The 12,936-nt window shown below is 52.5% G+C and carries 7 protein-coding genes, 1 tRNA gene and 3 rRNA genes; 7 read left to right on the top strand and 4 right to left on the bottom strand.

Annotation, left to right across the window (positions count from 1 at the left end):
* Nucleotides 1–14: 14 nt before the first annotated feature.
* The 7 genes from KI228_RS02400 (at nt 15) to KI228_RS02370 (ending at nt 9,350) form a co-directional block, all read left to right on the top strand.
* The gene (locus KI228_RS02400; protein ID WP_044263683.1) at nt 15–1,178 is read left to right on the top strand and encodes an efflux RND transporter periplasmic adaptor subunit; all 1,164 of its coding nucleotides are present in this window, start codon (nt 15–17) and stop codon (nt 1,176–1,178) included.
* Nucleotides 1,179–1,189: 11 nt separating this feature from the next.
* Nucleotides 1,190–4,303 (top strand): efflux RND transporter permease subunit, encoded by a 3,114-nt coding sequence (locus KI228_RS02395; protein WP_104010274.1) that lies wholly within the window; start codon nt 1,190–1,192, stop codon nt 4,301–4,303.
* 244 nt (nt 4,304–4,547) lie between these two features.
* On the top strand, nt 4,548–4,769 hold the full coding sequence (locus tag KI228_RS02390) for a putative periplasmic lipoprotein (protein WP_000825639.1): 222 nt from the start codon (nt 4,548–4,550) through the stop codon (nt 4,767–4,769).
* Between the two features lie 425 nt (nt 4,770–5,194).
* Nucleotides 5,195–6,220, top strand: a complete 1,026-nt coding sequence (locus KI228_RS02385; protein ID WP_042998362.1) for an amino acid ABC transporter substrate-binding protein — start codon at nt 5,195–5,197, stop codon at nt 6,218–6,220.
* A gap of 69 nt (nt 6,221–6,289) precedes the next feature.
* Nucleotides 6,290–7,471 carry an amino acid ABC transporter permease gene (locus KI228_RS02380; protein WP_042998363.1) on the top strand — a complete coding sequence of 394 codons (1,182 nt, stop codon included), beginning with the start codon at nt 6,290–6,292 and terminating at the stop codon, nt 7,469–7,471.
* Nucleotides 7,472–7,480: 9 nt separating this feature from the next.
* Nucleotides 7,481–8,584 (top strand): amino acid ABC transporter permease, encoded by a 1,104-nt coding sequence (locus KI228_RS02375; protein WP_044263691.1) that lies wholly within the window; start codon nt 7,481–7,483, stop codon nt 8,582–8,584.
* A 7-nt stretch (nt 8,585–8,591) separates the two neighbouring features.
* Nucleotides 8,592–9,350: an amino acid ABC transporter ATP-binding protein gene (locus KI228_RS02370; RefSeq protein WP_042324914.1), complete on the top strand. Its 759-nt coding sequence runs from the start codon at nt 8,592–8,594 to the stop codon at nt 9,348–9,350.
* Nucleotides 9,351–9,456: 106 nt separating this feature from the next.
* Here KI228_RS02370 and rrf (KI228_RS02365) read toward each other — a convergent pair.
* The 4 genes from rrf (KI228_RS02365) to KI228_RS02350 all read right to left on the bottom strand — a co-directional run bounded on the left by rrf (KI228_RS02365) (nt 9,457) and on the right by KI228_RS02350 (nt 12,822).
* Nucleotides 9,457–9,572, bottom strand: a 5S ribosomal RNA gene (gene rrf / locus KI228_RS02365).
* Between the two features lie 40 nt (nt 9,573–9,612).
* Nucleotides 9,613–9,688: transfer RNA gene (locus KI228_RS02360), tRNA-Thr, on the bottom strand.
* 14 nt (nt 9,689–9,702) lie between these two features.
* A 5S ribosomal RNA gene (gene rrf, locus KI228_RS02355) occupies nt 9,703–9,818 on the bottom strand.
* Between the two features lie 97 nt (nt 9,819–9,915).
* Nucleotides 9,916–12,822: ribosomal RNA gene (locus KI228_RS02350) — 23S ribosomal RNA — on the bottom strand.
* Nucleotides 12,823–12,936: the final 114 nt, after the last annotated feature.

Below are 12,936 nucleotides of genomic sequence, written 5' to 3'. Positions count from 1 at the left end.
TTTAAGGAACAGTAATGACGAAACATGCCAGGTTTTCACTCCTGCCCTCATTTATCCTCATCTCTGCTGCGTTACTTGCCGGTTGTAACGATCAGGGAGATAAGCACGCTCAGGCAACCGAACCGCAGGTGACCGTTCATGTGGTTACCGCCGCGCCATTAGCAGTAACCACCGAACTGCCAGGACGCACCTCGGCATTCCGCATTGCGGAAGTTCGTCCACAGGTCAGTGGTATTGTTCTCAAAAGAAACTTCACCGAGGGCAGCGATGTTCAGGCCGGGCAGTCACTGTATCAGATCGATCCTGCCACTTATCAGGCAGATTACGATAGCGCGAAAGGGGAACTGGCGAAAAGTGAAGCTGCCGCCGCCATCGCACACCTGACGGTTAAGCGCTATGTTCCGCTGGTAGGGACAAAATACATTAGCCAACAGGAATACGACCAGGCGATTGCAGATGCGCGTCAGGCCGATGCGGCAGTCATTGCCGCACGAGCCGCAGTGGAGAGCGCACGTATCAATCTTGCTTACACCAAAGTCACCTCGCCGATCGATGGTCGTATTGGCAAATCCAGCGTGACGGAAGGTGCGCTGGTCACTAATGGCCAGGCAACAGCACTGGCTACCGTGCAGCAACTCGATCCTATCTATGTCGATGTCACACAGTCCAGCAGCGACTTTATGCGACTGAAGCAGTCCGTTGAACAGGGTAGCCTGCATAAAGACAGCGCCAGCAGCAGCGTCCAGTTGGTGATGGAAAATGGTACGGCGTATCCCCTGAAAGGGACATTGCAGTTTTCGGATGTCACGGTGGACGAAAGCACAGGCTCCATCACCCTTCGCGCCGTCTTCCCTAACCCACAGCACGCTCTGCTGCCGGGGATGTTTGTTCGCGCTCGCATTGACGAAGGCGTTCAGCCCAACGCTATTTTGATCCCCCAGCAGGGCGTAACGCGTACGCCTCGTGGCGATGCGACGGTACTGGTCGTCAATGACCAGAGCCTGGTTGAGCCACGCGCCGTTGTCGCTTCGCAGGCTATCGGCGACAAATGGCTGATTAGCGAAGGCCTACATCCAGGCGATCAGGTGATTGTCAGCGGATTACAAAAAGCCCATCCCGGCACGAAAGTGAAAGCTACCACGGATGCCAATACTCCTGCGGCAAAAGCGGCGCAATAAGGTAACCGAACATGGCAAATTTCTTTATCAGGCGTCCTGTTTTTGCCTGGGTTCTGGCCATCATACTGATGCTGGCGGGCGCTCTGGCGATTATGCAACTGCCCGTTGCGCAATACCCAACTATCGCGCCACCAGCGGTAGCCATTTCCGCGAACTATCCAGGGGCAGATGCGCAAACGGTGCAGGATACGGTGACTCAGGTTATCGAACAGAATATGAACGGTATCGATAACCTGATGTATATGTCCTCCACCAGCGACTCTGCGGGTAGCGTGACCATTACGTTAACCTTTCAGTCCGGAACCGACCCGGATATTGCCCAGGTGCAGGTACAGAACAAACTGCAGCTGGCGACGCCATTGCTGCCTCAGGAAGTTCAACAGCAAGGGATTAGCGTAGAAAAGTCGAGCAGCAGTTTCTTGTTGGTGGCGGGGTTTGTCTCTGACGATCCGCAAACGACCCAGGACGATATCTCCGACTACGTCGCCTCAAACGTAAAAGATACGATCAGCCGCCTGAACGGTGTAGGTGACGTCCAGCTGTTTGGCGCACAGTACGCGATGCGTATCTGGCTGGATGCGAATCGGCTGAACAAGTACCAGCTCACACCGGTCGATGTGATCAATCAACTAAAAATACAGAACGACCAGATTGCAGCAGGTCAGTTGGGCGGAACGCCTGCTCTACCGGGGCAGCAACTGAACGCCTCTATCATTGCGCAGACGCGACTGAAAGATCCTGAGGAATTCGGCAAAGTCACATTACGGGTAAACAGCGATGGCTCTGTCGTTCGCCTTAAAGATGTCGCTCGTATCGAGCTGGGGGGAGAAAACTATAACGTTGTCGCCCGAATTAACGGTAAACCGGCTGCGGGTCTGGGGATCAAACTGGCGACCGGGGCCAACGCTCTGGATACCGCCAAAGCGATTAAAACCAAACTCGTTGAGCTGCAACCCTTCTTCCCGCAAGGGATGAAAGTGGTTTACCCGTATGACACCACGCCGTTTGTGAAGATCTCCATTCACGAAGTGGTAAAAACACTGTTCGAAGCGATCGTCCTGGTCTTCCTCGTGATGTATCTGTTTTTACAGAATATCCGCGCAACGCTCATTCCGACGATTGCGGTTCCCGTTGTGCTATTGGGTACATTTGCCGTGCTCTCGGCGTTTGGCTACTCGATCAACACCCTGACGATGTTTGGGATGGTGCTGGCGATCGGCCTGCTGGTCGATGACGCCATTGTGGTAGTGGAAAACGTTGAACGGGTGATGATGGAAGAAAAGTTGCCGCCCAAAGAGGCAACCGAGAAATCCATGTCGCAGATCCAGGGGGCGCTGGTTGGGATCGCGATGGTGCTGTCTGCCGTCTTCATCCCGATGGCCTTTTTCGGCGGCTCCACCGGGGCTATTTATCGCCAGTTTTCCATCACGATTGTGTCGGCAATGGCGCTTTCGGTTCTGGTGGCATTGATCCTGACGCCGGCACTTTGCGCAACGCTGCTAAAACCAGCGTCCGCCGAACACCACGAGAAGAAAGGCGGATTTTTCGGCTGGTTTAATGCCAAATTTGATCTCAGCGTTAACCACTACACCAACAGTGTCAGCGGCATTGTGCGCAAAACCGGACGCTACCTGCTCCTTTACATCCTGATTGTTGTCGGAATGGGGGTACTGTTTTTCCGTCTCCCCACTTCCTTCCTGCCTGATGAAGATCAGGGCGTATTCATGACGATGGTTCAGCTACCCGCAGGTTCAACCCAGGAACGAACCCAAAATGTATTGGATCAGGTCACCCATTACTACCTGACTCACGAAAAAGCGAACGTTGAAAGCGTGTTTACGGTCAACGGTTTTAGCTTTAGCGGCCAGGCGCAGAACGCGGGTCTGGCCTTCATCAGCCTGAAGCCCTGGGATGAGCGTAGCGGCAAGGAAAACAGCGTTGAAGCGGTAATTGCGCGTGCAACTCGCGCGTTCAGCCAGATCCAGGATGGACTGGTCTTCCCCTTCAACATGCCGGCGATAATTGAACTGGGCACCGCGACGGGTTTCGATTTTGAACTGCTTGACCAGGGGGGGTTGGGGCACACAGCGCTAACATCAGCACGTAATCAGTTAATGGGTATGGTGGCTCAGCATTCCGATCTGCTGGTCCGTGTTCGACCTAACGGCCTGGAGGATACCCCTCAGTTCAAGCTGGATGTCGACCAGGAAAAAGCACAGGCGCTTGGCATTGCGCTGTCAGACATTAACGAAACCATCTCTGCGTCGTTAGGCGGCAGCTATATTAACGACTTCATTGACCGCGGACGAGTAAAGAAAGTGTATGTTCAGGCAGATGCGAAATTCCGTATGCTGCCAGAAGATATCAATAATCTGTACGTTCGTAGTGCTAACGGCGAGATGGTCCCTTTTTCAGCCTTCAGCTCAGCCCGCTGGGTGTATGGTTCTCCGCGCCTGGAACGCTTCAACGGTATGCCATCGATGGAGTTGTTGGGTGAGGCGGCCCCCGGTCGAAGCACCGGTGAAGCGATGGCCATGATGGAAAGTCTCGCGTCAAAACTGCCTAATGGTATTGGTCATGACTGGACGGGGATGTCATATCAGGAACGTTTGTCCGGCAATCAGGCGCCGGCACTGTATGCTATCTCGCTGATCGTCGTGTTCCTCTGTCTTGCCGCGCTGTATGAAAGCTGGTCCATTCCGTTCTCGGTGATGCTGGTGGTCCCGCTCGGCGTGGTGGGTGCCCTTTTGGCCGCTTCCCTGCGTGGGCTAAATAACGACGTCTATTTTCAGGTCGGACTGTTAACCACGATTGGGCTTTCCGCGAAAAACGCCATTCTGATCGTGGAATTTGCCAAGGATCTGATGGAGAAAGAAGGTCGTGGCCTGATCGAGGCAACGCTTGAGGCTGCGCGCATGCGCCTGCGCCCTATTCTGATGACCTCACTCGCCTTCATCCTCGGCGTAATGCCGCTGGTCATCAGTCGCGGGGCAGGGAGTGGCGCCCAGCATGCAGTCGGAACCGGTGTGATGGGAGGGATGCTGACAGCAACGCTGCTGGCTATCTTCTTTGTCCCGGTGTTTTTTGTGGTCGTCAGAGGCCGGTTTAACAAATCCCAGCGTTAATGTGTAAATTAAGGCGTCTACGGACGCCTTTTTCCTTCAGGTATCTTTCTTTATTTATTAAACAGATAGTCATTTGCACTGCGGAATACTAAATTCACTCCTTCATTATTTTTACAATTCACATGAATTGAGATTATTCCATATGCCAATCTTTTTTTAAGCGGTGGTAAAATTCATTTCGTATTCGCAAAGCAGCATTCCCTGTTGCTGCATTTAGCGGAACGCTTATTTTTGAGGTAACACCATGAAAAGATTAATTCCAGTAGCATTGCTCACTGCATTGCTGGCGGGCTGTGCACACGATTCCCCCTGCGTTCCGGTTTATGATGATCAAGGACGTCTTGTTCATACCAACACCTGTATGAAAGGGACGACTCAGGATAACTGGGAAACCGCAGGCGCCATTGCTGGCGGGGCCGCAGCGGTTGCAGGCCTGACGATGGGGATCATCGCACTGTCAAAATAACATTCTCAGAGCGCGGTACTTGCCGCGCTCTTAGCCTAAGAATACGGTTTTTCATATCATTCAATGTGTTGAAAAATACGTGTTCTAATACATTTTAATAATCAATAACGTCCACCCCTTTCTCTTTTCGCATTTATCTTTCAATACTCACGCTCTCGATATTCACGCCTGAAATCGTTATTTCATTTTGCGAGCATTATTTTAAATATTTTGCTCCAAAATGTGGCTTACGTTTCAATTTCGCACCATTTCAGGGCGCTGCTTTTATTTTTTCCTGTCTACACTCTGCTTATTGCGTCGGATATTCACGCGCAAAACCTGGCATTACCTTTGCTTAGAAGAGTATGGCCAATGCCACAGACAGGTTAAAGACGTTGCAGAACGTCTCTCTATAACAATAATTTCTTTGCCACACAGGATGCATTATGAAAAAGATGATGATAGCCACACTGGCTGCGGCCGGTGTGCTGCTTGCGGTTGCCAATCAGGCACATGCGGGAACCACGCTGGATGCTGTAAAAAAGAAAGGGTTCGTACAATGCGGTATCAGTGACGGTCTTCCCGGTTTTTCTTACGCTGACGCAGACGGGAAATTCTCCGGGATAGATGTGGATGTTTGCCGTGGCGTTGCCGCCGCCGTCCTGGGAGATGATACAAAAGTAAAATATACCCCTCTCACCGCAAAAGAACGCTTCACCGCATTACAGTCTGGCGAAGTCGATCTTCTCTCCCGTAATACGACCTGGACCTCCTCACGTGATGCAGGAATGGGCATGTCCTTCACTGGCGTTACCTATTACGATGGCATTGGCTTCCTGACCCACAACAAAGCGGGTCTGAAAAGCGCGAAAGAGTTAGATGGTGCCACCGTTTGTATTCAGGCGGGAACAGATACGGAACTGAACGTGGCGGATTATTTCAAAGCCAACAACATGAAATACACCCCGGTGACTTTTGACCGCTCAGATGAGTCGGCAAAAGCGCTGGAATCCGGACGTTGCGATACCCTCGCCTCTGACCAGTCCCAACTGTATGCCCTGCGCATCAAACTCAGCAACCCGGCTGAATGGCTTGTACTGCCAGAGGTGATCTCGAAAGAGCCGCTGGGGCCAGTTGTTCGTCGCGGTGATGACGAATGGTTCTCTATTGTGCGTTGGACGCTGTTTGCCATGTTGAATGCCGAAGAGATGGGCGTGACATCGAAGAATGTCGATGAGAAAGCGGCGAACCCGGCAACACCAGATATGGCACATCTGCTGGGCAAAGAAGGCGACTACGGCAAAGATCTGAAGCTCGACAATAAATGGGCTTACAACATCATCAAGCAGGTGGGTAACTATGCGGAGATCTTTGAACGCAACGTCGGCTCGGAAAGCCCACTGAAGATCAAACGTGGACAGAACAATCTCTGGAATAACGGCGGCATTCAATACGCACCGCCGGTGCGTTAAGTCGTTGTGATGTAACGGGCGCCGCACTAGCGGCGCTCAGTTCAGAGTTATGGTTACCGAGGCTTTCTTATGTTCCATCGCCGCTCAAATGTAAAAGGGTCGCTCTCCTTTTCAAACCCTGCGGTCCGCGCCTGGCTGTTCCAGATCCTCGCCATTCTTGCGGTCGTTGCAGTTGCTATCTATCTCATTCATAACACGATTAATAATCTAAGCAGTCGCGGCATTACCTCGGGCTTTGCCTTTCTCGACCGTAGCGCTGGGTTTGGCATCGTCCAGCACTTAATCGACTATCAGCAGGGTGACACGTACGGACGTGTTTTTGTGGTGGGTTTGCTTAACACGCTGCTGGTTTCCGCGCTGTGTATTGTCTTTGCGTCATTTATCGGCTTCTTTCTCGGGCTGGCACGCCTTTCAGATAACTGGCTACTGCGTAAACTCTCGACGATTTATATTGAGACCTTTCGTAATATCCCGCCTCTGCTGCAAATCTTTTTTTGGTACTTCGCGGTTCTGCGCAATTTGCCCGGCCCCCGTCAGGCCGCAAGCGCGCTGGATATGGTCTTTCTGAGTAATCGGGGACTCTATATCCCGTCTCCGCAGTTAGGGGAAGGCGTACTCGCTTTCGTGCTCTCGGCAGTGATTGCCATTGCGCTGTCCGTGGGTCTGTTCCGCTTCAATAAAATGCATCAGATGAAAACGGGACAACTTCGCAGAACCTGGCCTACTGCATTAAGCCTGATTGTGCTGCTGCCGCTCATCGCGCATTGGCTTTTTGGCGCGGCGCTGCACTGGGATATCCCACAACTACGCGGCTTCAACTTCCGTGGCGGAATGGTGCTCATTCCTGAACTGGCAGCCCTGACGCTGGCGTTATCGGTATATACCTCGGCGTTTATTGCCGAAATCATTCGTGCAGGCATTCAGGCCGTTCCCTACGGTCAACATGAAGCCGCCCGTTCTCTCGGGTTACCTAATACTGTGACCCTTCGCCAGGTCATCATTCCTCAGGCACTTCGCGTCATTATTCCACCGCTGACCAGCCAGTATCTGAATATTGTCAAAAACTCATCGCTGGCCGCCGCCATTGGCTATCCCGACATGGTATCGCTGTTCGCCGGGACGGTACTTAATCAGACCGGACAGGCCATCGAAACGATCGCCATCACGATGTCGGTGTACCTGATCATCAGCCTGAGCATCTCGCTGCTGATGAACATCTATAACCGGCGAATCGCCCTCATTGAGCGCTAAGGAATCATGATGACAAAAGCACTGCTGTCTCATCCCATGCGCCCGGCCAGTAACGGCCCTGGTCGTTCGATCGTATGGGTACGGAAGAACCTCTTTTCCAGTTGGTCAAACAGCCTGCTGACGCTGTTCTGTCTGTGGCTGATGTGGGAGTTAATTCCCCCTTTGCTGAACTGGGCGTTCCTGCAAGCCAACTGGGTGGGCTCCACGCGTGCTGACTGTACCAAAGCTGGCGCCTGCTGGGTGTTTATTCATGAACGATTTGGACAATTCATGTATGGATTGTACCCACATGATCAGCGTTGGCGTATCAACCTGGCGTTGATCATTGGGTTGGCTTCCATTGTGCCGATGTTCTGGAAAGCGTTGCCGGGTCGCGGGCGTTATATCGTCGTCTGGGCCGTGATCTACCCGATCACTGTCTGGTTCCTGTTGTATGGCGGATTTCTTGGTCTGGATCGCGTTGAAACACGCCAATGGGGTGGGCTGACGCTGACCTTAATCATCGCATCCGTCGGGATCGCGGGGGCACTGCCATTAGGAATTTTGTTGGCACTGGGACGTCGCTCCCACATGCCCGTCGTGCGGATCTTATCCGTCATTTTTATCGAGTTCTGGCGTGGCGTCCCGCTGATCACCGTCCTGTTTATGTCTTCGGTCATGCTGCCGCTGTTTCTGTCAGAAGGAACCAGCATCGATAAGCTTATCCGGGCGCTGGTTGGCGTGATCCTCTTCCAGTCGGCCTACGTCGCGGAAGTGGTTCGTGGGGGGCTGCAGGCATTACCGAAAGGGCAATACGAAGCAGCAGAATCGCTGGCGTTGGGCTACTGGAAAACCCAGGGGCTAGTCATTCTTCCCCAAGCTCTGAAGCTGGTGATCCCTGGACTGGTGAACACCATTATCGCCCTGTTTAAGGATACCAGTCTGGTCATCATCATCGGTTTGTTCGATCTGTTCAGCAGCGTGCAGCAAGCGACAGTTGACCCTGCCTGGCTGGGTATGTCGACAGAAGGCTATGTCTTCGCTGCTCTGATTTACTGGATTTTTTGTTTCAGCATGTCGCGCTATAGCCAGCATCTGGAAAAGCGCTTTAACACCGGGCGTACACCGCACTGAGGATTCTATGAGCCAACTATTAATACAACCTGCCGACGCGATGATTACGCTGGAAAACGTCAATAAGTGGTACGGACAGTTTCATGTCCTTAAGGATATCAACCTGCGCGTTAAACAGGGGGAACGCATTGTGTTATGTGGGCCTTCAGGTTCGGGAAAATCAACCACCATCCGCTGTATTAACCATCTGGAAGAACATCAACAGGGACGAATTATTGTCGATGGCATTGAGTTGAATGAAGACATCCGCAACATCGAGCGCGTCCGACAGGAAGTCGGCATGGTATTCCAGCACTTCAATCTCTTTCCTCATCTGACGGTTTTGCAAAACTGTACGCTGGCACCGATTTGGGTGCGTAAGATGCCGGTAAAAGAAGCCGAAGCGCTGGGGATGCACTACCTGGAACGTGTGCGTATTGCAGAGCACGCACATAAATTTCCAGGGCAGATCTCCGGAGGACAGCAACAACGCGTTGCCATTGCCCGCTCGCTATGTATGAAACCCAAAATTATGCTCTTTGATGAACCCACGTCGGCGCTGGATCCCGAAATGGTGAAAGAGGTGCTGGATACGATGATTGGCCTGGCGCAATCAGGAATGACAATGCTTTGCGTCACGCATGAGATGGGATTTGCCAGAACGGTGGCTGACAGGGTGATCTTCATGGATCGTGGGGAAATTGTTGAGCAGGCCCCGCCGGATGAGTTTTTTGCACATCCTAAATCAGAACGTACTCGAGCATTCCTGTCTCAGGTGATTCATTAGTCGTTTGCTCTGCCGGGTGACGGCTTCACCTTACCCGGCCTACCGTTTTTTCGGCGTATAAACGCAAAAAGGCCATCCTTTCGGATGGCCTTCTCACTTGTTTGATGTCTGGCAGTTCCCTACTCTCGCATGGGGAGACCCCACACTACCATCGGCGCTACGGCGTTTCACTTCTGAGTTCGGCATGGGGTCAGGTGGGACCACCGCGCTACAGCCGCCAGACAAATTCTTTTCCACTGTGCCGAACTTTAACCTAATTAAGTGGTGCTGATACCCAGAGTCGAACTGGGGACCTCACCCTTACCAAGGGTGCGCTCTACCAACTGAGCCATATCAGCACGCTAAATTTGATGCCTGGCAGTTCCCTACTCTCGCATGGGGAGACCCCACACTACCATCGGCGCTACGGCGTTTCACTTCTGAGTTCGGCATGGGGTCAGGTGGGACCACCGCGCTACAGCCGCCAGGCAAATTCTGTTTATTAACCCGCCTTTCGCCGGTTAATCTAATCTGTAATCACGCTGAAAATTTTCTCTCAATTCCGCCAAAACAGCTTCGGCGTTGTAAGGTTAAGCCTCACGGTTCATTAGTACCGGTTAGCTCAACGCATCGCTGCGCTTACACACCCGGCCTATCAACGTCGTCGTCTTCAACGTTCCTTCAGGACCCTTAAAGGGTCAGGGAGAACTCATCTCGGGGCAAGTTTCGTGCTTAGATGCTTTCAGCACTTATCTCTTCCGCATTTAGCTACCGGGCAGTGCCATTGGCATGACAACCCGAACACCAGTGATGCGTCCACTCCGGTCCTCTCGTACTAGGAGCAGCCCCCCTCAATTCTCCAGCGCCCACGGCAGATAGGGACCGAACTGTCTCACGACGTTCTAAACCCAGCTCGCGTACCACTTTAAATGGCGAACAGCCATACCCTTGGGACCTACTTCAGCCCCAGGATGTGATGAGCCGACATCGAGGTGCCAAACACCGCCGTCGATATGAACTCTTGGGCGGTATCAGCCTGTTATCCCCGGAGTACCTTTTATCCGTTGAGCGATGGCCCTTCCATTCAGAACCACCGGATCACTAAGACCTGCTTTCGCACCTGCTCGCGCCGTCACGCTCGCAGTCAAGCTAGCTTATGCCTTTGCACTAACCTCCTGATGTCCGACCAGGATTAGCTAACCTTCGTGCTCCTCCGTTACTCTTTAGGAGGAGACCGCCCCAGTCAAACTACCCACCAGACACTGTCCGCAACCCGGATTACGGGCCCACGTTAGAACACCAGCCATTAAAGGGTGGTATTTCAAGGACGGCTCCACACGAACTGGCGTCCGCGCTTCAAAGCCTCCCACCTATCCTACACATCAAGGACCAGTGTTCAGTGTCAAGCTATAGTAAAGGTTCACGGGGTCTTTCCGTCTTGCCGCGGGTACACTGCATCTTCACAGCGAGTTCAATTTCACTGAGTCTCGGGTGGAGACAGCCTGGCCATCATTACGCCATTCGTGCAGGTCGGAACTTACCCGACAAGGAATTTCGCTACCTTAGGACCGTTATAGTTACGGCCGCCGTTTACCGGGGCTTCGATCAAGAGCTTCTCCTTACGGATAACCCCATCAATTAACCTTCCGGCACCGGGCAGGCGTCACACCGTATACGTCCACTTTCGTGTTTGCACAGTGCTGTGTTTTTAATAAACAGTTGCAGCCAGCTGGTATCTTCGACTGATTTCAGCTCCACGAGTAAATCGCTTCACCTACATATCAGCGTGCCTTCTCCCGAAGTTACGGCACCATTTTGCCTAGTTCCTTCACCCGAGTTCTCTCAAGCGCCTTGGTATTCTCTACCTGACCACCTGTGTCGGTTTGGGGTACGATCTGATGTTACCTGATGCTTAGAGGCTTTTCCTGGAAGCAGGGCATTTGTCACTTCAGCACCGTAGTGCCTCGTCATCACGCCTCAGTGTTAAAGTGAACCGGATTTACCTGGAACACACACCTACACGCTTAAACCGGGACAACCGTCGCCCGGCCAACATAGCCTTCTCCGTCCCCCCTTCGCAGTAACACCTGGTACAGGAATATTAACCTGTTTCCCATCGACTACGCCTTTCGGCCTCGCCTTAGGGGTCGACTCACCCTGCCCCGATTAACGTTGGACAGGAACCCTTGGTCTTCCGGCGAGCGGGCTTTTCACCCGCTTTATCGTTACTTATGTCAGCATTCGCACTTCTGATACCTCCAGCATGCCTCACAGCACACCTTCACAGGCTTACAGAACGCTCCCCTACCCAACAACACTTAGTGTCGCTGCCGCAGCTTCGGTGCATGGTTTAGCCCCGTTACATCTTCCGCGCAGGCCGACTCGACCAGTGAGCTATTACGCTTTCTTTAAATGATGGCTGCTTCTAAGCCAACATCCTGGCTGTCTGAGCCTTCCCACATCGTTTCCCACTTAACCATGACTTTGGGACCTTAGCTGGCGGTCTGGGTTGTTTCCCTCTTCACGACGGACGTTAGCACCCGCCGTGTGTCTCCCGTGATAACATTCTCCGGTATTCGCAGTTTGCATCGGGTTGGTAAGCCGGGATGGCCCCCTAGCCGAAACAGTGCTCTACCCCCGGAGATGAATTCACGAGGCGCTACCTAAATAGCTTTCGGGGAGAACCAGCTATCTCCCGGTTTGATTGGCCTTTCACCCCCAGCCACAAGTCATCCGCTAATTTTTCAACATTAGTCGGTTCGGTCCTCCAGTTAGTGTTACCCAACCTTCAACCTGCCCATGGCTAGATCACCGGGTTTCGGGTCTATACCCTGCAACTTAACGCCCAGTTAAGACTCGGTTTCCCTTCGGCTCCCCTATTCGGTTAACCTTGCTACAGAATATAAGTCGCTGACCCATTATACAAAAGGTACGCAGTCACCCCATTAAAGAGGCTCCCACTGCTTGTACGTACACGGTTTCAGGTTCTTTTTCACTCCCCTCGCCGGGGTTCTTTTCGCCTTTCCCTCACGGTACTGGTTCACTATCGGTCAGTCAGGAGTATTTAGCCTTGGAGGATGGTCCCCCCATATTCAGACAGGATACCACGTGTCCCGCCCTACTCATCGAGCTCACAACACATGCAATTTTGTGTACGGGGCTGTCACCCTGTATCGCCGGCCTTTCCAGACCGTTCCACTACCACACATGCTGATTCAGGCTCTGGGCTGCTCCCCGTTCGCTCGCCGCTACTGGGGGAATCTCGGTTGATTTCTTTTCCTCGGGGTACTTAGATGTTTCAGTTCCCCCGGTTCGCCTCGTTAACCTATGGATTCAGTTAACGATAGTGCAACGAATTGCACTGGGTTTCCCCATTCGGACATCGCCGGTTATAACGGTTCATATCACCTTACCGACGCTTTTCGCAGATTAGCACGTCCTTCATCGCCTCTGACTGCCAGGGCATCCACCGTGTACGCTTAGTCGCTTAACCTCACAACCCGAAGATGTTTCTTTCGATTCATCATCGTGTTGCGAAAATTTGAGAGACTCGAACACACCATTAACAGTGTGTCGTTTCAATTTTCAGCTTGATCCAGATTTTTAA

This window comes from Citrobacter amalonaticus (assembly GCF_018323885.1).
Classification (GTDB): domain Bacteria; phylum Pseudomonadota; class Gammaproteobacteria; order Enterobacterales; family Enterobacteriaceae; genus Citrobacter_A; species Citrobacter_A amalonaticus.
Note: the sequence above shows the minus strand (reverse complement) of the source record. Positions and strands in the feature narration are given on the sequence as shown.

Coding starts and splice junctions, on each gene's coding strand:
- KI228_RS02395 (WP_104010274.1), top strand. CDS start 1,190: ATGGCAAATTTCTTTATCAGGCGTCCTGTTTTTGCCTGGGTTCTGGCC.
- KI228_RS02375 (WP_044263691.1), top strand. CDS start 7,481: ATGACAAAAGCACTGCTGTCTCATCCCATGCGCCCGGCCAGTAACGGC.
- KI228_RS02390 (WP_000825639.1), top strand. CDS start 4,548: ATGAAAAGATTAATTCCAGTAGCATTGCTCACTGCATTGCTGGCGGGC.
- KI228_RS02400 (WP_044263683.1), top strand. CDS start 15: ATGACGAAACATGCCAGGTTTTCACTCCTGCCCTCATTTATCCTCATC.
- KI228_RS02370 (WP_042324914.1), top strand. CDS start 8,592: ATGAGCCAACTATTAATACAACCTGCCGACGCGATGATTACGCTGGAA.
- KI228_RS02385 (WP_042998362.1), top strand. CDS start 5,195: ATGAAAAAGATGATGATAGCCACACTGGCTGCGGCCGGTGTGCTGCTT.
- KI228_RS02380 (WP_042998363.1), top strand. CDS start 6,290: ATGTTCCATCGCCGCTCAAATGTAAAAGGGTCGCTCTCCTTTTCAAAC.